The organism is Occultella glacieicola (genome assembly GCF_004353825.1).
Taxonomy (GTDB): Bacteria; Actinomycetota; Actinomycetes; order Actinomycetales; family Beutenbergiaceae; genus Occultella; species Occultella glacieicola.
Genome location: NZ_SMNA01000020.1, coordinates 16,869 through 41,592 on the forward strand (window position 1 = coordinate 16,869; position 24,724 = coordinate 41,592).

At 67.0% G+C, this 24,724-nt stretch carries 30 protein-coding genes; 16 read left to right on the forward strand and 14 right to left on the reverse strand.

The features are described from left to right. Nucleotides 1-131: 131 nt before the first annotated feature. From EXU48_RS23820 to EXU48_RS24670, 6 genes are all read right to left on the reverse strand, one after another. On the reverse strand, nt 132-806 hold the full coding sequence (locus tag EXU48_RS23820; protein ID WP_165962970.1) for a hypothetical protein: 675 nt from the start codon (nt 804-806) through the stop codon (nt 132-134). A gap of 133 nt (nt 807-939) precedes the next feature. After that, entirely contained in the window at nt 940-1,215 is a 276-nt protein-coding gene (locus EXU48_RS23825) for a conjugal transfer protein TrbC (RefSeq protein ID WP_133110201.1), read from the reverse strand. Between the two features lie 14 nt (nt 1,216-1,229). Next, nucleotides 1,230-1,730: a DUF6668 family protein gene (locus tag EXU48_RS23830; protein WP_133110202.1), complete on the reverse strand. Its 501-nt coding sequence runs from the start codon at nt 1,728-1,730 to the stop codon at nt 1,230-1,232. A gap of 80 nt (nt 1,731-1,810) precedes the next feature. Next, the gene (locus EXU48_RS23835) at nt 1,811-3,163 is read right to left on the reverse strand and encodes a MinD/ParA family ATP-binding protein (RefSeq protein ID WP_133110203.1); all 1,353 of its coding nucleotides are present in this window, start codon (nt 3,161-3,163) and stop codon (nt 1,811-1,813) included. Between the two features lie 20 nt (nt 3,164-3,183). Then, the gene (locus tag EXU48_RS23840; RefSeq protein WP_133110204.1) at nt 3,184-4,359 is read right to left on the reverse strand and encodes a M23 family metallopeptidase; all 1,176 of its coding nucleotides are present in this window, start codon (nt 4,357-4,359) and stop codon (nt 3,184-3,186) included. Further along, the gene (locus tag EXU48_RS24670; RefSeq protein WP_165962971.1) at nt 4,356-4,631 is read right to left on the reverse strand and encodes a hypothetical protein; all 276 of its coding nucleotides are present in this window, start codon (nt 4,629-4,631) and stop codon (nt 4,356-4,358) included. The genes EXU48_RS23840 and EXU48_RS24670 overlap by 4 nt, the downstream gene beginning before the upstream one ends. Nucleotides 4,632-5,402: 771 nt before the next feature. Here EXU48_RS24670 and EXU48_RS23850 point away from each other — a divergent pair. The 3 genes from EXU48_RS23850 to EXU48_RS25250 all read left to right on the forward strand — a co-directional run bounded on the left by EXU48_RS23850 (nt 5,403) and on the right by EXU48_RS25250 (nt 7,466). Further along, nucleotides 5,403-5,732, forward strand: a complete 330-nt coding sequence (locus EXU48_RS23850) for an ArsR/SmtB family transcription factor (RefSeq protein WP_133110206.1) — start codon at nt 5,403-5,405, stop codon at nt 5,730-5,732. 85 nt (nt 5,733-5,817) lie between these two features. Then, on the forward strand, nt 5,818-6,060 hold the full coding sequence (locus EXU48_RS23855) for a hypothetical protein (protein ID WP_133110207.1): 243 nt from the start codon (nt 5,818-5,820) through the stop codon (nt 6,058-6,060). Between the two features lie 911 nt (nt 6,061-6,971). Beyond that, on the forward strand, nt 6,972-7,466 hold the full coding sequence (locus tag EXU48_RS25250) for a hypothetical protein (protein ID WP_235857245.1): 495 nt from the start codon (nt 6,972-6,974) through the stop codon (nt 7,464-7,466). Nucleotides 7,467-7,470: 4 nt separating this feature from the next. Here EXU48_RS25250 and EXU48_RS23865 read toward each other — a convergent pair whose 3' ends face one another. Then, nucleotides 7,471-7,653 (reverse strand): hypothetical protein, encoded by a 183-nt coding sequence (locus tag EXU48_RS23865; RefSeq protein WP_133110209.1) that lies wholly within the window; start codon nt 7,651-7,653, stop codon nt 7,471-7,473. Between the two features lie 310 nt (nt 7,654-7,963). Continuing rightward, nucleotides 7,964-8,404: a hypothetical protein gene (locus tag EXU48_RS23870; protein ID WP_133110210.1), complete on the reverse strand. Its 441-nt coding sequence runs from the start codon at nt 8,402-8,404 to the stop codon at nt 7,964-7,966. Between the two features lie 383 nt (nt 8,405-8,787). Here EXU48_RS23870 and EXU48_RS23875 point away from each other — a divergent pair, with 383 nt between their 5' ends. The 10 genes from EXU48_RS23875 (at nt 8,788) to EXU48_RS23920 (ending at nt 15,064) form a co-directional block, all read left to right on the forward strand. Further along, nucleotides 8,788-10,128, forward strand: a complete 1,341-nt coding sequence (locus EXU48_RS23875) for a ParB/RepB/Spo0J family partition protein (RefSeq protein WP_133110211.1) — start codon at nt 8,788-8,790, stop codon at nt 10,126-10,128. Nucleotides 10,129-10,465: 337 nt separating this feature from the next. After that, complete coding sequence (locus EXU48_RS23880; protein ID WP_133110212.1) at nt 10,466-11,359, forward strand: ArdC-like ssDNA-binding domain-containing protein; 894 nt, start codon at nt 10,466-10,468, stop codon at nt 11,357-11,359. 59 nt (nt 11,360-11,418) lie between these two features. Beyond that, a complete protein-coding gene (locus EXU48_RS23885) occupies nt 11,419-11,679 on the forward strand; it encodes a hypothetical protein (protein WP_133110213.1) in 261 nt (86 codons plus the stop codon). A gap of 303 nt (nt 11,680-11,982) precedes the next feature. After that, nucleotides 11,983-12,204 (forward strand): glutaredoxin domain-containing protein, encoded by a 222-nt coding sequence (locus EXU48_RS23890; protein WP_133110214.1) that lies wholly within the window; start codon nt 11,983-11,985, stop codon nt 12,202-12,204. Nucleotides 12,205-12,353: 149 nt separating this feature from the next. Further along, nucleotides 12,354-12,734 (forward strand): single-stranded DNA-binding protein, encoded by a 381-nt coding sequence (gene ssb / locus EXU48_RS23895; RefSeq protein WP_133110215.1) that lies wholly within the window; start codon nt 12,354-12,356, stop codon nt 12,732-12,734. Between the two features lie 73 nt (nt 12,735-12,807). After that, on the forward strand, nt 12,808-13,593 hold the full coding sequence (locus EXU48_RS23900) for a ParA family protein (RefSeq protein ID WP_133110216.1): 786 nt from the start codon (nt 12,808-12,810) through the stop codon (nt 13,591-13,593). Further along, nucleotides 13,590-13,961, forward strand: coding sequence for a ParB family protein (locus EXU48_RS23905; RefSeq protein ID WP_133110217.1), 372 nt, complete (start codon nt 13,590-13,592; stop codon nt 13,959-13,961). The genes EXU48_RS23900 and EXU48_RS23905 overlap by 4 nt, the downstream gene beginning before the upstream one ends. A 31-nt stretch (nt 13,962-13,992) precedes the next feature. Beyond that, nucleotides 13,993-14,286: a glutaredoxin family protein gene (locus EXU48_RS23910; RefSeq protein ID WP_328591673.1), complete on the forward strand. Its 294-nt coding sequence runs from the start codon at nt 13,993-13,995 to the stop codon at nt 14,284-14,286. Further along, nucleotides 14,283-14,651: a hypothetical protein gene (locus EXU48_RS23915; RefSeq protein ID WP_133110218.1), complete on the forward strand. Its 369-nt coding sequence runs from the start codon at nt 14,283-14,285 to the stop codon at nt 14,649-14,651. Before EXU48_RS23910 ends, EXU48_RS23915 begins: the two co-directional genes overlap by 4 nt. Nucleotides 14,652-14,653: 2 nt before the next feature. Beyond that, nucleotides 14,654-15,064, forward strand: a complete 411-nt coding sequence (locus tag EXU48_RS23920) for a hypothetical protein (protein ID WP_133110219.1) — start codon at nt 14,654-14,656, stop codon at nt 15,062-15,064. Nucleotides 15,065-15,705: 641 nt separating this feature from the next. Here EXU48_RS23920 and EXU48_RS23930 read toward each other — a convergent pair. The 4 genes from EXU48_RS23930 to EXU48_RS23945 all read right to left on the reverse strand — a co-directional run bounded on the left by EXU48_RS23930 (nt 15,706) and on the right by EXU48_RS23945 (nt 19,807). Beyond that, nucleotides 15,706-16,845 carry a DUF4365 domain-containing protein gene (locus tag EXU48_RS23930; protein WP_133110221.1) on the reverse strand — a complete coding sequence of 380 codons (1,140 nt, stop codon included), beginning with the start codon at nt 16,843-16,845 and terminating at the stop codon, nt 15,706-15,708. Between the two features lie 672 nt (nt 16,846-17,517). Further along, a complete protein-coding gene (locus EXU48_RS23935) occupies nt 17,518-18,108 on the reverse strand; it encodes a recombinase family protein (RefSeq protein ID WP_133110222.1) in 591 nt (196 codons plus the stop codon). A 209-nt stretch (nt 18,109-18,317) separates the two neighbouring features. Next, entirely contained in the window at nt 18,318-18,932 is a 615-nt protein-coding gene (locus tag EXU48_RS23940; RefSeq protein WP_133110223.1) for a hypothetical protein, read from the reverse strand. A gap of 317 nt (nt 18,933-19,249) precedes the next feature. Then, a complete protein-coding gene (locus tag EXU48_RS23945) occupies nt 19,250-19,807 on the reverse strand; it encodes a hypothetical protein (protein ID WP_133110224.1) in 558 nt (185 codons plus the stop codon). A 150-nt stretch (nt 19,808-19,957) separates the two neighbouring features. Here EXU48_RS23945 and EXU48_RS23950 point away from each other — a divergent pair, with 150 nt between their 5' ends. After that, on the forward strand, nt 19,958-20,188 hold the full coding sequence (locus tag EXU48_RS23950) for a DUF2188 domain-containing protein (RefSeq protein WP_133110225.1): 231 nt from the start codon (nt 19,958-19,960) through the stop codon (nt 20,186-20,188). Between the two features lie 386 nt (nt 20,189-20,574). Here EXU48_RS23950 and EXU48_RS23955 read toward each other — a convergent pair whose 3' ends face one another. Continuing rightward, nucleotides 20,575-20,883: a hypothetical protein gene (locus EXU48_RS23955; RefSeq protein WP_133110226.1), complete on the reverse strand. Its 309-nt coding sequence runs from the start codon at nt 20,881-20,883 to the stop codon at nt 20,575-20,577. 524 nt (nt 20,884-21,407) lie between these two features. On the opposite strand from EXU48_RS23955, the gene EXU48_RS23960 reads away from it, so the two are divergent. Both EXU48_RS23960 and EXU48_RS23965 read left to right on the forward strand, forming a co-directional pair. After that, on the forward strand, nt 21,408-21,896 hold the full coding sequence (locus EXU48_RS23960) for a DinB family protein (protein ID WP_133110227.1): 489 nt from the start codon (nt 21,408-21,410) through the stop codon (nt 21,894-21,896). A gap of 779 nt (nt 21,897-22,675) precedes the next feature. Further along, nucleotides 22,676-23,341 (forward strand): hypothetical protein, encoded by a 666-nt coding sequence (locus EXU48_RS23965; RefSeq protein ID WP_133110228.1) that lies wholly within the window; start codon nt 22,676-22,678, stop codon nt 23,339-23,341. 183 nt (nt 23,342-23,524) lie between these two features. On the opposite strand, the gene EXU48_RS23970 is transcribed toward EXU48_RS23965, so the two are convergent. Then, nucleotides 23,525-24,613, reverse strand: coding sequence for a DUF4192 family protein (locus EXU48_RS23970; protein ID WP_133110229.1), 1,089 nt, complete (start codon nt 24,611-24,613; stop codon nt 23,525-23,527). Nucleotides 24,614-24,724 lie beyond the last annotated feature (111 nt).

Here is a 24,724-nt window from a genome sequence, read left to right on the forward strand (position 1 = left end):
AACCGCCTCATTCACGCTGTCTGCGAGATTCTGCAGAGCATTTCCGGCAATCGCCCCACCGACTGCCCCGGCGCCGGCGTTAGCGGCGCAAGCTAGTGCGTTGACTGCGGTACCCAGGCACTCGGGGCCCATCACACACCTGCCCAGGCGACATAGCCGGCAAGCGAGTCGACTTCACGGAATCCGGGGTCACCGGTCGCTGGGTAGAGGAACTTCCAGTCGCCGGCCTCCCAACGAAGGGGTGCGGGCCACAGGAGCAGGCCGCCCTCGGGGAGCCTCATGACTAGCTCCACAACTACGGAACCCGGGGTGTAGTCACGAATCTGGAAGCCCGCCAACTGCATCGAAGTTAGTTCGACGAGAGGCTCATCAGGGTGGGCGTCTCGGTACTCCTGCCGATCCCGGGTCTCGGGAGTGTCCGCCACTACTCGCTCATCGAGCGAGTTGATCGGGTCGACGAACTGCAGGGCGACGTAGTTGACGGCTGCGAGGAGCGCACCCGTTGGTGAGTGGGCGAAGCAGTGCCGGACCTCGTCATCGGCGACCAGGCCGGGACCGACGCCTTCGATGGATGGGGCTGCGAAGGTGCCGAGCAGTTCCCACTCGGCGCCTTCGGGAGCCGTGGCGGGGATTGCTTGCGGGCCCGCCTCGAGCCCGCACACGCTCTCGTCGTCCGACTCCGGGGTGGGAGTGCTGGTTGTCGGAGTCGTCGCGGGGTCGCTTGTGGTGCTGGCAGTCGGAGGTGGGTCCTCGGAGGAGGACCCTCGTGGCCACAGGACTACCGCGAGACCGACCACCAGGACCACGGCGATGAACGCTGCGGCGGCGACGAACGCTGGTCGTCGCCACGGCGACCGGTCCTCGCCCGTGTCTTCGTCAGCTCTGGTCCTCATCTGTCCTCTCCTCTTCGTGGATCGGTTCGAAGGTCGGTTGGGTTGTCTAGGAGGTCAGGAATGCCACAAGGCCGGAGGCCATGCCGATGAGGATTGCGCCGCCCATCACCCAGCCGAGTCGGCTGGCGTGCTCGCCTCCCTCGCCGCGGCGGTGCGACAGCGCCATAAAGATCGCGGTGATGATGATCCCTGCGACGCACGCGATCATCGCGGCCCAGGCGAGCCAGTTGATGATGTCCAGAACCCTCTCTGATCCCGGTGGCGCGGTCGGATTGACGTCAACGGCGCCGATGGTGGCAGCCAGGCTCATAACGATGTTCATTGCGGTTGTTCTCCTTAGGGTTGGTACAGCTCGTTGGGGACCGCGGCACGGAGAGCGCGCACGGCCGGGTGGTCGAGGGTTGGCGTCTCGCCTTGGCGCCAGGGTTCGACCCAGGGCATCGACCAGGTCGCGGGGAGGCCTCCCGAGATGACTTGCGCCAGTTCGCGTAAGGGTCGCGGGAGCCGGCCGGGAGCATCGGCGACGAGGACCAGGCCGAGCAGCTGGGCGGTCCCGGCTTCGCCGGCCGCCCATTGCCGCGCCGCGGCCTGCGCCTTCATGAGGCCATAGGCGCTCGTGCGGGCGATGAGGATGACGCGGGCGGGCGCAGTCCCGGTCGGGGTCTGCGGCCAGGTGCGGTCGGTGGTGCGGGCACCGAGCGCCAGGGCGACGGTGCTCTCACCCGCGCCTCCGTGGGTGCCCACGCACCAGAGCGCGGGTCCGGGCGGCACGTCGCGCCACCGCAGCCGGTCCGCGGCGTCGGTGGCGGGTACCCCGCCGATCTGGGGCGACCACACCCTCCCAGCCGGCCGGGCAGGCTCAGGAGGCTCCTCGGGAGAGGGCGCCGGCGCGATCGGCTGCTGGATCCAGGGGTTGCTCACAGTCCACCTGCCACAGCAGCTCCGGCACGTAGCCACGCGCGTCTTGTGGCGGGTTGGAGTGCGTCGAAGTGCAGGGCCGACTCGACCATCGCCCGGTCGTAGGGGATGGTCACGACCTCGCGCACCCACTCGCCAAAGCCCTTGGCGATCTGCCCGGCCGTGGGGTTGGTGTCCTTCTCCCGAGCTTGTGAGACAACGACGACGGCGCTTTGGGCGAGTTGGGCGGCTCGGCCACCGCGTTGGTACAACTCCTCGAGGAGGAGGGCACCGGCTTCGGCGTGCTCGTTCTGAGCGACGGTAGCGACCACCAACTGGTCTGCCTTGTTGATCATGCGCAGCCAATGCCCTGCCGACTCATCGTTGCCCGAGTCGACGAAGACGAGCCGGTAGTACCGGCCGGCGACGTCATGGACCGCGTCGACGTCCTCAGCGCTGATCCGTTGGTCTGCGGAGATCAGGTTCGGGTTCGAACGGAGCACGTCGTACTTGTCGGCCGGCTGGTGGTGCACGTAGTGGGAGATGTCGCCGGCCTTCGCACCTGGGGCGAGGAGCCTGCCCGCCTGAGGCAGCAGGTCCAGGATGGTGGCGGTGTGAGAGCCCTGGTCGGTGCGCCATCCCAACGTCCCGCGGGTCTCGTTGTTGTCCCACGCCAGCGTCGCGGCGCCGGAGTTGCGGGCGAACACGGCCGACAGCAGTGCTGTCGTGGGGGTCTTGTTCGCCCCGCCCTTGCCGTTCACCACGGCGATCGTGCGAACACCTGGCCAGTGCTGGGACACCGCTTCCACGTCGGCGCGGTAGGCACGCTCGGCCGCGCTCGGAGACGTGCGAACCCCGACGCGGGTCAGGAACCCGCGCAGGCCGGTGGCCGCGGGTGCTTCGACCTGCTCCGTGGTCAGGAATGAGGCGCGCAGCTCACGTCGCGACGGCGGCGCCACCGGCGCGCTCGGCGTCACGACAGCCGTCGCGGAGAAAGCGTGGGGGGCGGCAAAGCCAGCTGTCACCGGCGCCTCAGGTGCGAAGGGAGGGGGTTCCGCGGGAGGAGCGGGTGCAGCGGCCGCAGGAGGCCCGAGGGCGGGCTCGTGTGCTGGCGTGGTGTGCTGTTCGGTGATCGACCCGTCCGGATGGATCACGAGGTCAAAGCGCCCTTCGGGGTCGGTCACGGTCGCACGGACCGCGCGGCCGAGTGTCTCGCCGGCTCGGTAGGCGACGTAGGCCGAGACTGCCTCCCGGGCGCCGGGAATGGTCTCGGCGGTGAGGACGTGTGAGACCCCGTTGAACACGACCTCAGCGGAGGCGTCCGGTCGCACCGTGGCAGTGACCGCGGGAAACGCCGGTGGGAGTTCAGTCATCGGTTCCGCTTCTTTCTTCATCAGGGCATCGCGATGCCGACGGTGGGCAGGTAGTTCATGGGGTCGACGTCGTCGCCGTCGATCCATATCTCGAAGTGCAGGTGCGCGCCGGTGGACTGGCCGTTGGAGCCGACGGCGGCGATGTGGTCCCCGGCGCTGACGGTCTGGCCGACCTGGGCGAAGACACCGTCGGGGTACATGTGCACGTACAGGCTCATGATCCGGCGCCCGGAGGCGTCGAGTCCGTGGTCGATCTGCACGTTGCACGGGGAGCGGCCTTCCCACCGGTCACAGGAGACGTGCACGACCACACCATCGGTGGCGGCGTAGATCGGCGTGCCGGCTGGGGCGGCGAAGTCGCTGCCCGCGTGTTCGGTGAAGGCCCCGGTCACGGGGTTGATGCGCATGCCGTACTCGGAGCTGTAGGAAGCGCCCGCGACGGGCTTGACCCAGCCTCCGGCCGAGACGGTGCCGGGGTACTGACCGCACTCGCCGCGAGTGACCTCGACGTCGACCAGGGCCGCGACCACGTCCAGGGCCGGCTGCCAGTCCTCGGTGTAGGCATCGGGAAATGCCGAGCGCTGGACCGTCTGCGCCGCAACCGCAGGAAGCATGTTCTCCCACCCCGGTACCGCCACCAGGGCGTCGAGGAACCGGCCCGCGGTGTACGTGGGGTTGAGAAGATTCTGGATCTGCTCTGCCGGCTCACCATCGCCGCCCCACCCCTGAGATGGGCGACCCTGGAACAGGCCGACCGAGTCCCAGTCGCCGTCAGCCACGCCATCGTTGGGATAGTCCACCGACAGAATCGCGACCGAGCGCTGCGCGGCCCAATCCCCCGTCCACGAGGCCGGCGGGGTGTAAGTCCCAGCATTCGCCAGGTTCAGCAGGGTCGACTCCCGCATCGCCGTCATGACCGCGATCGCGGCCGCGCGCTCACTGAGGCCACGCGAGGCGGCCACGTCAATGATGATCGCGGCGTTCTCGAGCTGGCGACCCGAGTAGCCGGCAACCTCACCAGGCAACGCCGAGGTGTCGACCAGTGTGATCTGTCCCGACAGATCGCACGAACCCGCCGCCGCCGCTGCATCAGATGAGTCCTCATCGAGGATCACCACGACCAGGAGCAGGCCGAAGATCAGTGCCAGAGGTGCGGCGATGATCGCGGCAAGGCCAACCCCGGCGCCGCGATTCACGAGATCTCCTCGATCCGTTCCACCAGCCACGGGCCATCCGCAGCGGTGCGACTCAGCAGGACCCGCAGCACCCCGGCGTCGGTCGGTACCTGCACCCACGCCAGGTAGGGCGTCTCCTCGCCTTCCAGGACCGGGTCGCCGGTCACCGCTGATGCGGTGAGATTCGCCGGGTCGACCGTTCCGTAGGTGCCGCGGGCCATGTCAGTCAGGAACGGGGAGAACCCCTCCCACCACGCCGCATAGTCCAGATCGGGTCGCGCGAACGCGGCCACCGCAGCTGACGCTGTTTGCCCGGCTGAGATCCTCGCGGCCTCATCCCACACCGGGGGTTCTGGATCCGTCGGGGCCGTCTCCAGATCCGCGTCATTGGCCCCCGGAACCGTCTGCGCTTGGGCTGAGGAAGGGCTCGAGCCAGCAGGCGTCTGCGAGGAAGGCTCTGGTGCTGGATCGCCCTGCCGGGCGCACCCAGCGAGAGCCACCGCTACCAGCAAAACGACAGCGGCAGTCCTCGCCCGCACTGACCGCCGGCCACTGCACCCGGCCACTCCGCCCATGACAACCCCCCGGCCCCGTCGTCGCATACAACCACACCGCCGCGACACCCCACAGTGGCGGGCATTTGCGTCTCGGGCGCCGTGCGCGTACCGAGTGATCAAGGTGAGCCTCCCTGGTAGGTGCGAGGTGATCGTTCTGCCCCCGTCACTTCCGATAGCCGGAGGCAGCCAGCGGGTCCGAGGGCCCTGTCCAGGGTCGAGCGGAGCTCGATCACGCAGTGACGCCGCAGGCGCCCTTGACTGGGCCCTCGGACCCGTTGAACCCTCAAAGGCCGGATGACGGGGGCAAAGCCCCCGGGACAACACAGCACCGGCCCACAGGGCCGGTACCGCCGTCTCCCCCGTCCCATCCATGTCGGCCACCCCCAGAACCCTGAAACACAATCAGTGTGTTTCAGACAGTACCCCAACGAAGCACATTAAGTGTGTTTAGATGAGGTGAGGCGGGATGCCAGGACTGTCAGAGGCCGACTCGGGCAAGATGGGCACGTGCCTGCCTACGTCCAACCGCCGCTGCCGGAGACCGTGGAGATGGCCATTGAAGCGTTCGGGAACCGCGTGCGAGTGGCGATCCTTGCCCATCTCGCCAAGACCGACGCGGCAACCAGCCGAGAGATCGCCGATGCCCTCGACCTCTCCATCCGGCCGGCACAACGGCACGTGTGGTACCTCGAGGAGATCGGGCTGGTCGACGTCGACCAGCCGGGCGGTGACCGCCGCGGGACGCGGCCGCGGTACTCACTCAACCGGCGCGCGGCGACACGGCTCTACGAGGAGCTTGGGCAGTACATCGGGCTCAGCGAACCCCCACAGCGCTGACGCGCGGATTAGAGCGCGCATAGGGCGACACGCCGCCAGTCTGCGCCTCCCGCGACGTAACAGTTTGATTCGCCAGGATGTACCCATGGTGCGCAAACGACATGGCGGCGGGCAGCCGCACAAGGGTGATCGTCGCCTCCTGGCCGCTCGAGTGCCGCGGTCCCAGGCGGATGAGGTCGAGAGACGAGCCGATGCGCTCGGACTCTCCATCAGCGAGTACATCGCGAGCGTCCTGGTCCAGCACGTGGCCACCACGGACTCCCCTGCCAACGCGCAGGGCGAACTACTGACGATCCGAGAGGAGATGCGCCTGAACCAAAGCGCATAACTCCACACAAAAGCGAAGGCCGGCCCTTACGGGCCGGCCCGGTATCCGAAGCTATTCACCCTCTTTGCTTGGCGGCGGGGCGGTGAGTAGCTCAGACCGACACACCCTGAGGCGTGTCCTAACGCTTGGAGCACACCATACCTCCCGCGTCAGCATCCCCGCTAGTTTCCGGCGACCCCACGCGCCCGCGTGTCGCGGCGCCCTCGCGGCGCCGGCGAACAAGCCGACTCCGCGAGCGTGCACCGTTGGCGATCGCTACAGCCGTGCCCCACGGCTCGCACAGACTGCGCCGCCTCAGCCAGTTTGTGGCCCTCGTCGACCAACGGGCCGACGAGGCCAACGTGCGCGTCGACCGCGCCCAGACGCTCCACCGAGTCGCCCTGGCGCTCCTCGAACGTGCCCGCGCCGACGGCACGTCAATGCCGACCTGGGCACACCTACAGGCTCGAGCCGGCCGCTCCCGAGCGACCGTAGCTCGAGCCCTCGCCACACTCGAGGCCTGGGGCCTACTAGGCGTCGTCTCCACCGGACGACGCGGCGTATGCGCACCCGGAGGATCCCTGAGCCGCCGCAAGGTCCCCGCCCGCGCAGTCCCAGCCATGAACGGACCCAACGACCCCCGCAACGAGGCCGCGGTCTACGTCCTCTGCGAGGTCTCACCCCTGCACCTGGTCACCGACGACGACCAGGTCAACCCGCACCCGCCCCACCTGCCTGTGAATACAAATGAGACCCCTCCCCCGGTAGGGGTTGGTCTTGCCCCCCGCACACACGCGCGCGAAGACTCTCGAACCCAAACGGAGCCGCTCCGCGGCACCGACCCTCTGGCCGCTCCGCGGCCGCCACAGCGAGCCGCTTGGCGACACGTCCCACTGTGGCCAAGCTCCGTAACGCCAAGCGGCAAGGACAACATGCTGCGCGCTGCCGCCGAGCTGCAACGCCGCCTCCCGGCGTTACGCACCATCACCGACCGCCACATCCGCTCCATCCTGCGCGAATTCTTCCTCGCCGGCTGGACCGTCGGAGACGTCATCCTCGCCATCGACCAACGCCCCAACAACGCACACTGGCACCACGACGGCGCCACCGGAGTCGGCAACACCGGCGCCTGGCTCACCCACCGACTACGCCCCTGGCGCACCACCGACGGCGTCGTGCGAGTCTCCCCCAGCCAACGCGCCGCAGCCACACACGCGGAGAACCGCGCCAGGCAGGCAGCTCGGCGCCAAGCCGAAGCAAACGACCGGGCACTACGTCACGCAGACGGCCGGCACGACCAGGCCCGAGACCGAGTCAAGGCCTGGTGGGACGCCTTCCGAACCGGACGCACCAACGCCCGCTCCCCCGAGGAATACCTCGACGCTGAACAACAAACCGAAGGCTGCGGCGATGCGCAACAGAACTGATACCTCACGCCCGCTCGACCGCGTTCGCCCACACCCACACCTCCTCGGTCCGGTCGTGCTCATCGACCAGGCGCACCCGCACCGCCCGAGGCGTCCACGCCGTCGCCAGGCCATCAGTGCGCACCACACCCACGCGGGGCCGGCTCACCCAGACCTGCACCGCGATCGGAGCCCGAGGCTCGGTCATAGGCCCCCCAAGCGCCCCCATCGGAAGCGACTCAGCCGCAGCCCGCAGCGGCACCCGCTCCGGATGCCTACCCTCCCCAGTCATCCAACAAGTCTAGAACATCCGTTCGTGCGACCGGTCCGAATCAGCATTCTCCCCCCGCCGCTCAACCGGCAACTATCCACAGACCATCACCAGGGCATGGCGCCCCCTGGCGCCACGGACCAAGATGGATCGCGTGGAAACAAACCACCGGCCACCCGCCGAACCTCAAGGACGAGGCAAGTCGTGCGCCGTGATCGACTGCGACCGCAAACTCTTCGCCCGAGGCCTATGCCAAATGCACTGGCAACGCACCCGCCGCGGCCGCCCGCTCCTCGCCCCCGTCCAGATGCACCACGCCGGCGAGATCCAGGAATGCACCATCTGCGGCGCCCAATGGTGCCGAATGCCCGCCAACACCTCCACCAGACGCACCTGCTCGAGCACCTGCCGCGCCCAGCTCATCTCCCAGAAAGCCCAGCAGCGAAGCGACACCAGCAGGGACACCGCGATCCTCGAGCTCGCCCGCCAAGGAATCCCCTACCCAGTCATCAGTGCGCAATACGACATCGGCGCCGCGCGAGTCCGACAGATCGCCACCGCCGCGGGGATCAGGCGATACCAAGAACGACAACAAGACGACGAACGCGGGGACCACACGGAACACCCGCAACACCAGTAATGCACGCAACACACGCAACGAAGCGAACGGCAGAAGCGGAAGCATCATCAACGCGACGTCGCGGCTCCCGCGGCCAGGCGAACTACGCGCACAGCCGCCATAGGCGCCAGCGTCTGCGCACTCCGACCCAAGCCCCGTAGCCGGTCACCAAGGCGCGATCGAACCCGAAACCCGAGTAGTACCGGCCCTGTGGGCCGGTGCTGTGTTGTCCCGGGGGCTTTGCCCCCCGTCATCCGGCCTTTGAGGGTTCAACGGGTCCGAGGGCCCAGTCAAGGGCGCCTGCGGCGTCACTGCGTGATCGAGCTCCGCTCGACCCTGGACAGCACCCTCGGACCCGCTGGCTGCCTCCGGCTATCGGAAGTGACGGGGGCAGAACGATCACCCCAAAGCAGTTACGCGCAACGCACGCAACACACACAACAGGAGGAACCATGACCGACACCGGAACCCTCACCCACGTGGCCCCGGCCACGCTCACCATCGAGACGAACGTCCGCAGCGACGCCGACCTCGACAAAGCATTCGTGGACTCGATCCGCCAGCACGGCGTGCTGACACCCATCATCGCGATCGCCCACGAGGACGGAACCCTGCACGTGCGCGCAGGACAACGCCGGACCCTCGCAGCCATCGAGGCAGGCCTCGACACCATCCCCGCCTACATCGTCCCCGCAGGCGACGACGCAGACCGGCTCGTCGAGCAGATCGTCGAGAACGACCAACGACGCACGCTCAGCGACGCAGACCGCACCGCAGCCTGGGAACAACTCGCAGTACTCGGACTCAGCGCCGCGCAGATCGCAAAGCGAACCGGACACGGCCGCAAAGACGTCCAAACCGGCCTCACCGTCGCCGAGAGCGCCGCAGCCAAGCACGCACTCGCCACCCATGACCTGACCCTCGCCCAGGCCGCCGTCCTAGCCGAGTTCGAGGACGACACCGACACCCTCGAGGCCCTGACCAACATCGCCATCACCGAACCCGGGCAGTTCGACCACACAGCCCAACGCGCCCGCGACGACCGCGACGCGCAAGCGGCCGCGCAAGCCGAAACGGCCAGGCTCACCGAGGCAGGCGTCACCCTCCTCACCGAACGCCCCGCCTGGGACTCCGAGTTGAAGGACCTCAGCGGCTACCGCCCCGCAAAGAGCGAATACGGAGCAGCGATCGACCCGGCCGACTACTACGACAACCCCGACCTACGCGCCCACGTGCGAGCAGGATGGCGCGGCGAGGTCGAAGTCACCTACTACCTGCCCACGCCCAAGAAGCACGGCCTCATCGACCGGCACGCCACCTCCAACGCGAGCACCACCGGGCCGATGACCGAGGAACAGAAGGCCGAACGTCGCGAACTCATCGCCAACAACAAGGCCTGGAAATCCGCCGAAACCGTCCGGCGCGAGTGGCTCACCACGTTCGCCACCCGCAAGACCAGCCCCAAGGACGCAGCCCAGTTCGTGGCCAACAGCCTCGTCAGCAACAACTACGCGCTCGACAAGGCTGCAACCCAAGGCCACCGACTCGCCCGCCAGCTGCTCGGCCTGGCCGAGTCCACCGGATACGGCGACCGGAGCCTCAACGACACCATCGCCAAGGCCTCCCCCGCCAGAGCCGCGCACATCACCCTCGTCCTGGTGCTCGCCGCCATCGAGGACAACACCGGAGTACACACCTGGCGCAACGCCACCGACACCGACTACTTCGCCGCACTCACCCGCTGGGGCTACACCCTCAGCGACGTCGAGCAACTCACCCAACAACCCCACTGACACGCGCAGGTGACCGGCCCGACGGGCCGGTCACCCCGCCCCATCGGCGGCCGGCTGGCGCCGGCCCGGGCCAAGCGCGGAACCGGCCCGTGGGCCGGTGCTGTGCTGTGCCGGCGGCTACGCCCCCGTCATCCGGCCTCTGACCATCCAACGCGTCACCCGCACGGTCAAGGGCGCCTACGGCGTCACTGGCGTGATCGAGCTCCGCTCGACCCTGGACAGTGCGGCCGCCACGACGGCTGCCTCCGGCTATCGGAAGTGACGGGGGGAACGCGATAACCCAACCAGTTACGCGCAACACACGTAACGCCCGCAACGTACGCAATCCGGAGGAACCATGGCCCGCAAGATCAAGAACACCAAGAGCACCGAAGAACGCCAGGCCGAAGCCGCCGCACTACACGCCTTGATCGTGGATCAGGTCGAGATCCTGCGTGACTCCGAGGCATGGACCCGCTTCCTCGACTTCGCCCAGGCATTCCACCGCTACAGCATCAACAACTTGTTGTTGATCCTCGCTCAGAAGCCCCACGCAACCCACGTCGCCGGCTACGGGACGTGGCAGAAGCTCGGACGCCAGGTCCGCAAAGGAGAAGGCGGCCCCAACGCCATCCGGATCTACGGCGGCCGCGACATCGTGACCACCGAGGAAGACGCGAACACCGGCGAGCAGAAGGAGCAACGCCGAACACGGTTCTTCCCCGTGTCGGTGTTCGACATCTCCCAGACCGAGGCCAAGGACCCCGAGGCCGAGGAGCCCGGCACCATCGCCCGCCGCCTCACCGGGGACGACCCGCTAGGCATCGCGGACGCGGTCACCGACTACCTCACCGACCGTGGGTGGACCGTCGAGCGCGAGCCGATCCCCGGCGAAACCAACGGCTACACCACCACCGACGGCACCCGCCGCGTCGTCATCGACGCAAACCTCTCCCCCGCACAGGCTGCCAAGACCGCCCTGCACGAAGCCGCGCACGTCATCATGCACGCCGACCAGGACCCGGCCGAGATCGCACAGCACCGAGGCATCAAAGAGACAGAAGCCGAGAGCGTCGCCTACATCGTGGCCGGGATCCACGAACTCGACACCAGCGCCTACAGCATCGGCTACGTCGCCCGATGGAGCAACGCAGACGCCGAGACCATCAAGGAGACCGCCTCACGCGTGCTGCGCACCGCACACACCCTCGCCGAAGCCATCACCGAACCGGCCCAAACCGAAGCCGCCTGACGATGTCGGCATTACACACAACACCCGTAATGCGTGCAACACACACAACAGGAGGAGCCATGCTCACCACCGACCAGATCATCGAGCGCATGCGAAGCAACCGGCTCGGCCGGGCCTACCTCGCCGAACATGGCGCCGGCCCCGGGGGAGAGCGCTTCGCCGCCTGGCTCTTCGAACTCGACGCGCGCCTGGCCCGCACCCTGCGCATCGCACGAGGGCACCAGCAGCTCGCCGACCGCGACTGGCTCGCCGAGTTCGAGGCCGGCACCGCTCCAGCCCAAGCAGCAACGAACGCCCTCAGCGAAGAGTTCGGCCCTTGAAGCGCCCCACCGGCGGTCGGGTGGCCTGAACAAGGACCAAGGCCCGGCGGCCTCGCCGCCGTGGCGGAACCGGCCCGGTGGGCCGGTGCTGTGTCTTCTCGGTGGCTACGCCCCCGCCATCCGGCCTTTGAGGATCCATCACGGACCGTCCGCGCGGTCAAGGGCGCCTGCGGCGTCACTACGTGATCGAGCTGCGCTCGACCCTGGACAGCACTACCGGCCGCAACGGCTGCCTCCGGCTATCGGAAGTAACGGGGGAGGAGAAGCGGCCCACCCCAACCACACATCCCGTAGGAGGTCGCCATGATCACCATCTACACCAGGCCGAACTGCCAAGCCTGCCGCCTCACACGCGGCCCGCTCGATCGCGAAGGAATCACTTACTCTGTCGTGAACCTCGACGAACACCCCGACGTCGCCGAGCAGCTGCGCGAAGCCGGACATCAAGCCCTACCCGTCGTCGTCACCGAGACCCACACCTGGGCCGGCTTCCAACCCGACAAGATTCGGCAACTCACACGATAGATACGCGCAACGCACGCAATGCACTCGCCACGCGGGACACGCGCAACACAAGCATTGTGTGTAACCCAAGCAACGCACATAATGAAGGTACGGGGGCAGGCCGTGACACCGCGGTCAGCTCGGAACGGACACCGAGAAGGGGAGACACCATGAGCACCATCACCATCGCCGGGAACCTCACCGAGGATCCCACCATCCGCTACACGCCGAGCGGGCGCGCGGTCGCCAACCTACGCGTGCTAGAGAACACCGGACACTACGACCGCGACGCCGGCAAGTGGGTCGAAGACCCCGAGCCAAACGCATTCAACGTGACCGTCTGGGGCGACCAGGCCGAGAACGTCGCGGAGTCCCTACACAAGGGCGACGCCGTCGTCGGATACGGCACGATCACCACCAACTCCTACGAGACCGCACAGGGCGAACGACGCACCAGCCAGGTCATCACCGCAGATGTCATCGGAGCGAGCCTCAGGCGCGCCACAGCGACCGTGACCCGCAAGCCACGCAAGAGCGAGAACCAGGACTGACACGTCCCCGGGGCGGAGGCGAACACACACCCTCCGCCCCGGGGCGCACCACCCACGAGACAGGAGCACCAACATGACGCATCCGCTCGTCGCGGCCATCTGCAACCAGAAAGGGGGAGTCGGCAAGACCACCGAGACCTTCCACCTGGCTCGAGCGGCAGCCCGAGCGGGCCGCCGAACGCTCGTCATCGACGCTGACCCCCAGGGCAACCTCACCACCGTCCTCAGCGCCGAACCGCTGCCCGAAGACAGCGTCGGCCTGGCCGACGTCCTCTCAGCACGGTCCCGCGAGGGCATCAGTGACGTCACGGTGCCCACCGTGTGGGAAGGCGTCGACCTGGTCCCGACCGTCGGCTCCACCCTCGAGCTCGTCCGAGACGAACTCGTCACCGCCGGCGCCGGACGCGAGGGGCGCTTACGCAGCGCAATCGAGACGGTGGGGGAGCGGTACGACCTGGTCCTCATCGACTGCCCGCCCAGCCTGGACCAACTGACGATCAACGCACTCGCCGCCTCAGAGGTGGTCGTTGTCGTCAGCGAATCCAAACTGCTGTCCGCCGAAGGCATCGCGAAACTCACCCGCACCGTGGAGACCGTGCGCGAACATTACGCACCAACGCTGCGGATCGCCGGCGTCGTCATCAACAAGCACGAGGACCGCACCATCGGTGGGCGCGAATGGTTCGAACAGATCGCCAGCGCGCTGCCGATGATCGAGCCCGCGGTGCCCAAGCGGGCTGCGATCGCCGATTCGCTCGAGGCCGCCACGGGCCTGGACCAGTGGCCCTCACGGCGATCCGAAGAGCTCGTCGTCATCTACGACCAACACCTCGCAACGATCGAAGGAGTTAAGCCATGACCAGGCCAGCACGGCGGACCTCGAGCCTGGGCACCGCCCACCCCGCGGCGCCGTCCCCGATCGAGTCCGTCCCGGCACCCGCAACCCCGCCAACGGAGGCGCCCACGAAGAAGAGCGAACCGGCGCCCGAGGGCGGTAAGAAGAAGCGGGCGAACACCGCCACGTTCTACGTCGACCCCGAGATCGTCGCCAGGGCGCGGGGAGCCTACCGCTACACCCAGGGCCCGGAGGGATACCGGTCCTTCAGTGACTTCATCGTCCGGGCACTGGAGGCCGAAACCGCCCGCGTCGAGGCCAAGTACAACGACGGCCGACCCTTCGACGCGCTGGAAGCCGGGACCCTCTCCCCGGGACCGCAAGCCAACTAAAAAGCGAACGACCGGGGGGAGGGATACGTCAGTGTTCACCGCGATCGTGTACAGCACTCCCGAGTGCATGCCATGCAAGATGACCTACCGCGCGCTCGACAAGGCCGGCATCACCTACCGGATTGTCGACGTCGCCGAAGACGCCGCTGCGCGTGAATACGTCACCGACGAGCTCGGCTACAGCCAAGCCCCCGTGGTCGTCATCGATGACCAGGACCACTGGAGCGGATTCCGCCCAGATCAGATCAGCCGCATCGCACAAGCCAACAGGACACCGGCGAGCGGAACGAGTGTCACACCCACCCGGAAGGATCAGCAGACATGAGCCCTGAGGACGACGTCACCCAACTCGCTGACCAGGCCTACGAGGCGATCCGTGGGCTCAACCACGCCACGATCACCACCGCCTACCCGGCGCCGACCGTCTACAACGTCCTCGGCAATCTCAGCCACGCCGGCGGGCACGGCCTACAACAAGCCCTCACCCAGATCGCCGGAGGGCTCAGGCGCTCGCTCGAGGAGTACGACGTCCACCAGGACGACGGAAGCGATCCGGCCATCGCAGTGGAGGAGGCGGCACAGCACCTCCAACAGGCCTCCGAGCTGGCCCGCGAGGTCGGCCGACTCATCGACCAAGCCCAGGCGGCCATCAGCCGGCAGAGCTACCGCCCACAGGACGGCGCGGAGTAGTCATGGATCTATACCACCGCACCACGGAGGAAGCAGCACGTGCGATTCTGGCGAGCGGACGATTCCTCACCCGCGAGAACACCCCCGAGGCGTTCGCCTCAACACACTTCGACAGCGAGGCCGCAGCCGGCTACGGCGACGCCGTCGTGCACGTGCGCGTCGACGATGTCGACGCGCAACTCGACGACGAGTTCCCGGACGGCGAGCAGCACTACCGGATCCCGCTCGATCGCGCTGAGATCATCGACGCATTCACTATTGCGGAGGACGGCACCCGCGTCCCTCTTGCCGGCGCCGTGACGGACGCCAGGGAGGCATCATTCCCGACGCCACCTCAGACCCGCACCGTCACGGCGAACGCTGCACGGCCCGCGGCCGCGCAGCCCAATCGCGGGCCGCAACTGAGCCGATGACACGCCCGCCGGCGCTGGAGGGTCTGCCGAGTCCACGCGCACGCGACTGTGTGCGGTTCGTCTGGTGGGCTCAGCGAGGCTACTGGCACGGCGTACGCAAAGGCCGCGGCTTGGGACGGGCGCTCTCGCTCGTGCTGGCGGTCCTGTGGTGGCCGGCAGTGCCGCTCCTGCTCCCGGTGCAGCTCGTGCTCGTCGCCCGCCCGCGCGCGAGGTACTACATGAGCCCAGAGCGAGACGCAGTACTCGCCATCGTTGCTACGCGCCACGGCTGGCATGTCGAGGACCACGCCACCACGCAGGCTGGCACAGGTCGAGGGCGCGCGCTCCGGTCCCTCGTGCTCCCTGGGTTGGTGGCGATCGCGGACGAGCAGCAAGTGGCGATTCTCGCCACCGCAGCGACATCCGACCTGGCGGCCGCGTACGTGGCCGAGCTGCCGGGACTCGTCGACGCGGGCCGCGGATGGCCACGTGGCCGGCGCCTGCGCCGCAGTCCCCTTGGGCGGCCCGGTGTAAACCCCTGAGAACTGAGGCGCGGAGAACGACGAAGTTCGCACCCGGTGGCAGCCCCTCACTCATCCGCACGAGTGGCTCCGAGGGCAACAGACGGTTGACCTCAGAGTTCAGGTCGTCGGCCTCGACTGTCAGAAGAGGGACACGTAGCCGAACTCCGCGATGGACTGGATCAGATGCTGAAAGCCCTCGACATCTTCCAGGCGGTGCGAGATGGAGAAGAGGGCCTCCTCGTTGCCGCTTGCTCGGTCCGCCTCGAAAAGGTCGTCGAGGACGCCCGGGGCGTCCTCGCCCGCCAGGTAGAGAAAGATCGCGGCGGCCCAGAACCGGTTGGAATCCGGAAGGGCACGATCGAGCGCCGCCTTGAATAGCTTTGGCTGGAGGTCCTGGTCTAGCGCAAGTACGTGAAAGACGGTCTGGCCGATACTGCCGCGGGTGATGCCGGTCTCGTCCACCTCGTCGAGGAGTGCGGCGATATCGATTGCGGTCCACCGGCACCTCTCCCGGACGGTAGTGCTCACCTGCTCCGGAATCCAGTTCTGCTTCGTCCAGAACACGTCCGGGTGTGGTGTTGTCATGGCAAGTACTACGACCGCCAAGCGGCGGCAAGCTTTCGGTAAGCGATGGAAGAGAGCAGCGAGAAGGAGAAACGCAGTCGCATCGTGACGACCAACGGCGGACGTATCCGCGATACCGACCTCGACGGTCTCGGCGTCCTCTGCGAGAAGGGCAGCCGCTGGCGAGCCACTTCGACGGCGTAACGAGGTCCTGGCGGCGTCCAGAAACGGCGAGATGTCGACGTCCAAGCGGTTCTCCGCTGGGACCGGTACAGATGGTTTGCCATAGGGGCCAGGAATGACCGGTGACAGATAGGCATCGCCGGCCAACGTGGCCGCCTGAGAAAGGTCAACCCACCTGAGCGCGTCGTCTTCCGGGTCGTGGACCGCCCCGAAGAAGGGAACCGTGCTCTCACGCCACAGTCTGAAGTCTGCAGCCGCACCAGGCACGACCCACTGCCCCTCGTGACGGAAGCTCGTCCCAGACTTCACCTGGACGCAGATTACTCCGCCGGTGACGTCCGTCCCATCCACGATGTCCACGAATGCATCGCGCCCGATGTCGTTCTCGGTCTCGACGCGCTGCACGACGAGGTTGGCGGCCTCGAGAATGGCTTCGAGCCGCCTGTAGCCAGCCCTTCCGCGCGCCCGAGTCGGGCGCGATTGCTTGCGCGGACCACGGTCGTCGTCGATGCTGCCTACCTCATGATTCACCTGTGTAGCGTCGCACTTGCCGGGGACGGCACGGCCAAAACGGCGCGACCACTGTCCCGCGAATGGGTGCGGCCCGCTCTGCCGACTCGTGCGCGACTACCCCGGGAAGGGGGAGTTTCGTTGCCACCGCCCGGCGGATCCCTACTCGACTTGAAAGTGCCCGTCTCGTTCAGATGCCGCGCGCGAACTGGATGCGCGGTGCCTCAACCGCCTCCGCAGCTGACTCTTGAACCGTCGTTGCGCAGTCTCAATCATCACGAACCGTGGGTCGTTCGCGCTCTCGAAGTAGGAGTTCTCAGCGGCGTCGCGGCCGCAGTCGACATCGATGAGCCGAGCCAGGCTTTCCCGCATCGGCGGTCCGTCAGAGAACTGCCTGGCCCATGCGGCCTTCGGCGCCTCCGGCTCGATCCCTCCTTCGGTCATGAACCCAAGTGTGAACCCCAAGCAACCGCGACCGCCAGCCCCGCTTCCGCGACCGGTACGTCATGGCCCGGCCAGCCCACAATCGATCGTTATCGGGCCAGAGCTCGACGGTGCGTACTCCGAGGTCGGCATGCCGTCTTCAGGTGACCGAAACCTCTGACCGAAACTTGTTCGCCCGAAATCTGACCCCTGAGCCTTTTCGGGAAGCCTCGCGAGGGTAGACACGCTGCAGGTGCTCAGGCGACCCCGTCACTCGTTGCCCTGCGTGACGCCGGCGCGCTGGACTGCCCGGTAGACGGTGGAGCGGCCGACGTTGAACAGCTCGGCCAGTTCGAGCGTGGTGTGCTCGCCGGCGCGCACCAAGGAGACCAAGTGTGCTTCCTGGCGGGGCGTGAGCTTGGGCTTCTTGCCTCGCAGCCGGCCCTTCGCCTTCGCGACGGCCATGCCCTCGCGGGTGCGGGCACGGATCAGGTCGGCCTCGAACTCGGCCACCATCGCCAAGACGTTGAACAGCAGCCGGCCAACGGGATCGGTGGGGTCGTGAACGGAGCCCCCGAGCTGTAGGCGGACGCCGCTGGCGGTCAGTTCGGCAACGATGTCACGCGCGTCAGGAACCGAGCGGGCAAGCCGATCGAGTTTGGTCACGACGAGGGTGTCGCCGGACCGGCATGCGGCCAGGGCCTCGCGCAGGCCAGGACGGGCTCGCGTGGTGCCGGTCAGGCCATGGTCGACGTAGATGCGATCGGCCGGCACACCGAGGGCTTCCAGGCCGATGCGTTGGGCTGTGAGGTCTTGTTCGTTGGTAGAGACGCGGGCGTAGCCGATCTTGAGTTCACTCACTCCTCAAGTGTCGCCGGTTAGGGCCCCTTCACCGGGCATTTTCGCGGGCGGGTCTTACGGGACGATCCCTTCCGCGTAGATGCTGACACAGAGCGGGCGCCATACAGCGTCCCGGTGAAGGTTCGGCATACGGGACAGCAAATCACCGCACATCGGCCCAGAGCGAGGTTAAGTCCACACAGGCTCCCGGGGACCCGCTACGGCAGGTCCTACGCAAGTTCGGTGAGTGTCGGCATGGGCAAGTAGCAGCCTTCGACGTAGTCCTCGACCACTGACAGGGTGTTGTATTGCTCATCGAGGAGCTTCGCCAAGTCCGGAAAGTCAGTGTGCTCCTGCGTCTCCGGCAGCTGACCTGCATATCGGAACGCCTGACCTGTGCCGTCTGCCTCATGCAGCATCGCGATGACCGTTTCAACGGCCGGAGGGAACGCGTCGGGAAGGTTAAGTGCGGCATAGTGCGTCTTTGACTCGTTGAGCAGCTGGTACAGGCGGTGCTCGAACTCCTGCTTGAGCCGCTCGTCCGAACCTGCCTCGGTCAGCTCAGGTGTGACGCCCTCCCGGTAGGTCATCCGCGTCTGGACGAGGAACTGGATCAGGCTCTTCAGCCGAAGTTCGTAGGCGTGGCGGTATAGCAGGAGAAACGGCAAGAGGATGAGATCGTCCTCTGGCTGGCTGGAGAACGTCCCTGCCAGGCGCTTGGCCGCAAAGTGGTAGGCGTGCGCGTAGTCGCTGTTGGTCTGGTACGGGTACCTCACGACGCTGCGGGAGTACATCTTCGCCGGGATGGCCAGGAGCCGTAGCGGCTTGGACTGAGGACTCGACATGCTCGAAGTCAACACGAGTCCAGCCTCCGCCGTGCGGCATCCAAGTTGAGTTGTGGCTCTGCCACCGGTCCTCCCCGCGGTCCCAGGTCACGAACTCGCTGTGTCGCAGTTGACGATCGGCTTACGGAACGTCACCAGCGGCAGCACCACCGTTGCAGGTTGGTGCCGTCACGGTGGCCGAGCGCACATGAGCCGCGGCGCCATTTCGTTGCGCGTACGCGCAACGTTGCTTAGGATGGGCGAAGCTCGCTGCAGTAGCGGTGGGAAGTGAACCCGAGACCCTTCCGGACGGTTGTGGCGCTCGGGTTTCGCGCTTTCTACAGTCGGATGTGGTTGGTCACGAGGGGTTCGGCGCGTCGTCGCGCGTCGCCGCCCCGAGCCCAGGCCCACGCGATTGCGTCTGGGATTGCCAGCAGCGGCTCACTTGCGGCAGTGGCGTGGCCGTAGGACAGGCTGTCGCGGCAGCCGTGCTGATCGGTTTGGCGGTACAGGATGCGACGGTCGCGGGCCTCTTCCCCCTGCTCGCTCTCAAGCAGTAATCGGGTGTGGCCGGCCGCGGCGATGTCCTCGACCAGTCGTTCAAGGCATGCACCACGGCGCTCGACATGGCTCCGGAAACCCGCACCGGCCTGGTAGATGGTGACCTGGGCTCCGAGGGTGGCGATTGTAGACAGGATGGTGTGCTGGCGAGCGGGGGACTCCTTGACCATGTGTAGGCGACGCTGGCCTGGCTTCTGGAGTATGCGCATCGTCTGGCGCGCGTGGGCCAGTCCGCTGGGGATGACGACCGCGGCAACGAGTAGATAGTCACGTTTCTTGCTCTCGTCGACGAAGACGTGGCCGCTGGTTGGGCGGCGGGTCGAGGAGGTCGGCACGCAAATGAGAGTACGTGGCCGGCGCGACAAACCCCGACGTTCCACACAACCGTCGCCGATATGGAGATCGGCTGGGGGTCTCTGCCATGCTGGGTGGCGGTACGTCGAGGTACCGGGCCTCGCCGCCCAGGAATGGGGAGTCGAAGAACGATGACAGCGAACAGGAACGTGGTCCCTAACCCCGAGGGTGGATGGGATGTGACCGGGGGCGGCAAGCGGGCTTCTGCGCACACCGATACACAGGCTGAGGCGATCGACCGCGCGAAGCAGATCGTGCGTAACCAGGGCGGTGGCGAGGTGAGCGTCAGCGGCCGTGACGGGAAGATCCGGGCGAAGGACACGGTGGAACCGGGCAACGACCCCCGGAAGATCCCGGGCTGAACGGCCGGGCGGGCGCTGCGGCCCTGAGTTCTCCCCCTCCGGCTATCCAGTTGGCATCGTCGAACGTGGCCAACATGCAAGGGGGTGGTGCCGCGTTGCTCATGCCCGTTGCAGAAGTCGACTCAACCGGTCCGGTGGGCGCGCCTAGAATCGTGCTGACTTGTGAGCCATAGCCCTGACGTCGATCACGTGCTGTCGTCCCGTCTCACCAGTGGTGCTCAGAACCAAGGTTGCGGATGGTTGGAGGAACTCAACAACGACGTGCGAGCAATTGCCCGCTTGAGCACCTGTCGTTGCGGGCGGGCTTCGATGACGACGGCTTCGAGGCTCGACGGGCTCTCAGTCGGTGGTTTCTAGAAGGTGAGTGGCATCTGCAAGGAGCGTTCCTATCGCGTGTCTGGCGGTTGCTGGACGACGGTGATGACGTCACCCTCGCCAACGGCGCGGGGTCCCTCGACGATCGTGAAGCGAGAGCCAGGCAGCAGTGGTGAGTAGTCGACGAGGGGGTACAGCAGGAGCACGCTGCACTTGGTCGCGACCTCAGGCGTGAGCCGGATTCCCGGCTCCATACGGAACTGCACTCCGAGTCGCTCGCCATCTCCGCCGTCCACCACGACATGGGGCCGGTACGGACTGTTGATGCCGAGATCGACAACGGAACGGCGGCCACCCCGATCGGCGGCGAACATCGTCACTCGCACCCGAAGGACCTGCCGTGGCACAGGGGATCGCAGACCCGAGTCCATCCCGAACTTCAGTTCTACGAACTTCCAGAACAGAGCGACGGCCTCCTCTTGGGGTCGCTCGATCGACTCCTTCGTCCCGGACATCGCCTCATGCTCGATCACGACCCGGCCTGCGGGGGCGGGTGCCATCGAGACATGACTCCGGACCACGATCACCTCGAAGGGTGGTTCCGTTCCAGGGGCGACGCCGACCACCAGGTCATTGAGTGAGGTGCCGCCTACGAGTTCTGATGCGGTGGGCGAAGCCAGGATCGATCGGACGATCGCAGCAGCGGGGCCGGTTCGTGAGTCGTCCAGGTCACGGAGGATCTCGCTCCACGTGCGCTGTCCCAAGGGGTGCTGCCAGCCGTACGGCGTCATGCGCTGAGGATCGCAGATAGCGGCCCTGCAGAGGGCCGCTCAGTACCGCGTCCTCCTGGATGGTGCCCGCCGGTTCTCGCCCCGGACTGGGCCGCTTGTCTATGCTCCGGGGGATGAGTTACGGCTGGCGCGATCTTGGCAATGGTCGTCGAACGGAACTGTGCGACGAGTGTGGTTTCGATGCGCGTCGCTCGCTACCCGATCGTGATCTGGACAGGGTCCTCGTCCGGCTCGGCGCAGAGGCCAGCAGAGACCGTGCCGCCGAACGCCCGAGCCCCGAGACCTGGTCGGCGCTGGAGTACCTCACCCACTGCATGGAGATGGTTGGCGAGACCATTGTGGTGATCCGAGAAGGCCGCGTAGAGCCGCGGGCGCGGGTGCGCGACGTCGAGGATGCGGCGGCACAACTGCGTGAACTCCTCCGGGAGGTCGCCGACGGTGACGCGGACCGCGCGATCGAACTGGGCGGGCCTGGTCCAGTGACACCAGCCTGGATCCTCGCGCATCTTCAGCACGACCTCGAGCACCACCTCCTGGACATGCGGCGGGGACACGCGCGGCTTGAACTCGAAGGAGCCGAAGGAGCGACTGTCCAGCGATAGCCAGGCCTGATGACGTGGCGTGGCGTAGGAGTGCGGGAGTAGCCGGGACAGCGACGTCGACTAGCTCCTCGCCGGCTCCCCTTGCGGTCTGTTGTTGGTGATGGAGAACATCGATGGCTCTGAAGATCACAACCAGCAAACTGTTGGAAGGACTTCATCAACCTGGGGCGAAGTCTTGAGGGTCTGTCCGTTGGCACAGGTGGTCAGACGGGGTCCCAAGAGCCGCCGTTCCACGGATTCTGTGGGATGGCTGCACTAGCGCAGGCGCCCGGCGTAGGGGCGCGTACCGGGCCGCCGGCATGTCCGAGCGGCCTGGCTCTCTGGCAGTCTTCTTGCCCGACGGGTGGGCGGGTTGAGGTAATGCGTGAAGGACGTCATCAACCGGCGCCCCGTCACGCGAGAACGACTCGTTCGTTCCGCCTGGCGGCGCTGCATGAGAACGGCTACTTCGAGTCAGCAGGGGCGGGGCTTCTTTGGTTCACCAGGGCCTGGCGAACCGGGCGCCACGCCGGGTGCGGCGCGCCGACGGCGACAGGCCACGCCGCACCGCCTACCCACACTGTCCATGGCTCGACCTAGAATCGTCGCCAGGAAGCAGGAACCTCTTGCAACCTGAAGCGGGCCGAGTAGCCGGGAGTGGTTGCACACTCAGACCATCTCGACCCGCTTCGATGACACATGACCAAACGAGATCAGTCGCGCTTGTGGGTGTCGGTTCAGTTCTTGGGAGAACTTCGTACCGCATCATTGCACGGCCCAGTGGGCAAGGAGCACCGGACGTGCCGAGAGTGACTGCTCTCACGGTCGCAACCCCTGTGGAGGGATCGACAGTGAACACACCTCGAATTAGCCTCGGTGAGTACATCGGGTACATCACCACGCCGGACTCACGGCTCCGGAACCGGGCCCGAATGCTGCGCGATGTCTCGCCCTACGACCCAGCCAAAGAGTACTGGCGCCATGTTCGACTAGGGGTGGAGAAGGACCGTCGAACGACGCGCGATGGTCAGGCCGTGTACGCCGCGGCGCTCAGCGCGCGTAGGGGGCGTGAGGAGAACTTCCGGCACGTCGCCGAGGTGTGGGAGCGAATCGTCAGGCGGTGGCGCCGTCACCAGCGCGTTGTCGTCGACCCGGTCACGATCAACATCGGCGGTGCCGATGTGGTCGTTCGGCCGAGGTTCGCCGAACGGGATCCCTCGGGTCAGCGGGAGATCGTGTTCGTCCGGTTTTCCGTGACCGCGCCGCTTGACGTTGAGAAGGCAAACAAGATTCTTAGGATCGCTCAGCGCGCGTACCCGCGCGACACCGTTGTGATCGTCGATCTACCGTGCGGCGAGAAGGCTTACGTGGCCGGGCCGGCTCGCAACCTCTCGCGCTACGACGAGGCGCTGGAACGTGATGGCCTGCACATCGCCAGCATCCTCGCAGTTGACGACGTTGCCTAGGTGAAGCACAGGCCCGTGACCCGGCGGCAGGCAGCAGGGGAAGGTCGCCGTCGGGCGCGGGCACTGGGGCCCGGAGAGTGCAGCGGCGGCATTCGCTCGTCGGACAGATCCGTCGACGCCGGCCTGACCCGCTCTACCAGGCCGTCGGAGTAGAGGGGTCAGGCCACAGCACGGTCCCGGGGGCTACAACTCGGGACTGCTGCCCTTGTCCCTTGTGGGCGACCTGCGGGAGGCCGGTTGTGCCGTGACGGCGGTTGTCGTTGTTGCTCGCCCTGGGAAGGCCGCGGCACGGAGTCTGTCGGTGAGTTGGGATTCGTGTTGGTGGTCTGCTTCGGCGAGGCCCTGGACGACGCTGGCGCTGAGGCCGGTGAGGAGTTGTTCTGCTGGTGCGCCGGTCTCGATGGCGGCCTTGGTCAGGTAGGCGAGGCGGTTCGGTGGGTCGGCGTGGGCGAGGACTGCGGTCGGCTCGAGGGTGGTTGAACCGGACAGGTACAGCGCGGTTGCCGCGGTAGCGGCCAGTTCTGGCCGGAGCTCCTGTGGTGCGGAACGGTAGAGCCGGATCAGGGTGTCTGCGCGAGCGGGGGGTCGTGCGGCGTCGACGATGATGGCGTCGCGGACGGCCCGGTCTCCTTGGATGAGGTGGGCGATGGTCGCGAACGCCTTGGGGTCGTGGATGGTGGGGTCGTCGGTGAGCCGGCTCAGGGTCCGGGTGGCGATCTCTGCTCGGAGGGAGGGGAGGAGGTCATCGAGTCGCCGCGCTTCGGACGGGGCGAGTGTGGTGAAGGTGGGTTGTGGCAGGGGTGCGTAGCGTTCCATCACCTCCTCTCGAGTCGCGGCTGGCGCCGGCCAGCCGCCCTCGACGATGAGCTCTATCGGGGGAGGCGAGACCGTGCCCCATTTGGACCAGTCCGGATCGAGCTCGTCTCGGACGCGGAACCGGTCGTTGTCGACCTCGACCAGGGTGATGGCCGGCGGGGTTGCTGAGCTGGCGGTGATGGCGTCGGCGAGTGCTTCTACTCGGGTGGCACCGTCGTTGCCGTACCCGATGAGCATGAGTCCGGTGGCGCCGTTGCGTTGCATGACGGGTAGGAGTTGGGCGGCGAGGCCTTCGGCCTGGTGCACGTCGCTGCGGTCGCTGTGCCACTCGATCGAGGCACTGACTACGGGTGTGTCACCGATCTCGCCAACGAGCATGACGTGTTGGTCGGTGAGTTCGTAGCCGACTTGGTAGGGCAGTGTCGCGAGGTACTCGCCGAGGCTGATGCTGGTCATCGCTGCTCACCACCGTCGAGGTCGGTGATGGTCAGGTCGAGTTGCGGCTGGATCCAGTCGATGGCCGCCTGGGCGGCCGGACGTTCGGCTGGCAGCTGTTGTTCGATGGCC

Coding starts and splice junctions, on each gene's coding strand:
- EXU48_RS23825 (WP_133110201.1), bottom strand. CDS start 1,215: ATGAACATCGTTATGAGCCTGGCTGCCACCATCGGCGCCGTTGACGTC.
- EXU48_RS23835 (WP_133110203.1), bottom strand. CDS start 3,163: ATGACTGAACTCCCACCGGCGTTTCCCGCGGTCACTGCCACGGTGCGA.
- EXU48_RS23855 (WP_133110207.1), top strand. CDS start 5,818: ATGGTGCGCAAACGACATGGCGGCGGGCAGCCGCACAAGGGTGATCGT.
- EXU48_RS25250 (WP_235857245.1), top strand. CDS start 6,972: ATGCTGCGCGCTGCCGCCGAGCTGCAACGCCGCCTCCCGGCGTTACGC.
- EXU48_RS23865 (WP_133110209.1), bottom strand. CDS start 7,653: ATGACCGAGCCTCGGGCTCCGATCGCGGTGCAGGTCTGGGTGAGCCGG.
- EXU48_RS23870 (WP_133110210.1), bottom strand. CDS start 8,404: ATGATGCTTCCGCTTCTGCCGTTCGCTTCGTTGCGTGTGTTGCGTGCA.
- EXU48_RS23875 (WP_133110211.1), top strand. CDS start 8,788: ATGACCGACACCGGAACCCTCACCCACGTGGCCCCGGCCACGCTCACC.
- EXU48_RS23880 (WP_133110212.1), top strand. CDS start 10,466: ATGGCCCGCAAGATCAAGAACACCAAGAGCACCGAAGAACGCCAGGCC.
- EXU48_RS23885 (WP_133110213.1), top strand. CDS start 11,419: ATGCTCACCACCGACCAGATCATCGAGCGCATGCGAAGCAACCGGCTC.
- EXU48_RS23890 (WP_133110214.1), top strand. CDS start 11,983: ATGATCACCATCTACACCAGGCCGAACTGCCAAGCCTGCCGCCTCACA.
- ssb (WP_133110215.1), top strand. CDS start 12,354: ATGAGCACCATCACCATCGCCGGGAACCTCACCGAGGATCCCACCATC.
- EXU48_RS23900 (WP_133110216.1), top strand. CDS start 12,808: ATGACGCATCCGCTCGTCGCGGCCATCTGCAACCAGAAAGGGGGAGTC.
- EXU48_RS23905 (WP_133110217.1), top strand. CDS start 13,590: ATGACCAGGCCAGCACGGCGGACCTCGAGCCTGGGCACCGCCCACCCC.
- EXU48_RS23915 (WP_133110218.1), top strand. CDS start 14,283: ATGAGCCCTGAGGACGACGTCACCCAACTCGCTGACCAGGCCTACGAG.
- EXU48_RS23920 (WP_133110219.1), top strand. CDS start 14,654: ATGGATCTATACCACCGCACCACGGAGGAAGCAGCACGTGCGATTCTG.
- EXU48_RS23940 (WP_133110223.1), bottom strand. CDS start 18,932: ATGTCGAGTCCTCAGTCCAAGCCGCTACGGCTCCTGGCCATCCCGGCG.
- EXU48_RS23950 (WP_133110225.1), top strand. CDS start 19,958: ATGACAGCGAACAGGAACGTGGTCCCTAACCCCGAGGGTGGATGGGAT.
- EXU48_RS23960 (WP_133110227.1), top strand. CDS start 21,408: ATGAGTTACGGCTGGCGCGATCTTGGCAATGGTCGTCGAACGGAACTG.
- EXU48_RS23970 (WP_133110229.1), bottom strand. CDS start 24,613: ATGACCAGCATCAGCCTCGGCGAGTACCTCGCGACACTGCCCTACCAA.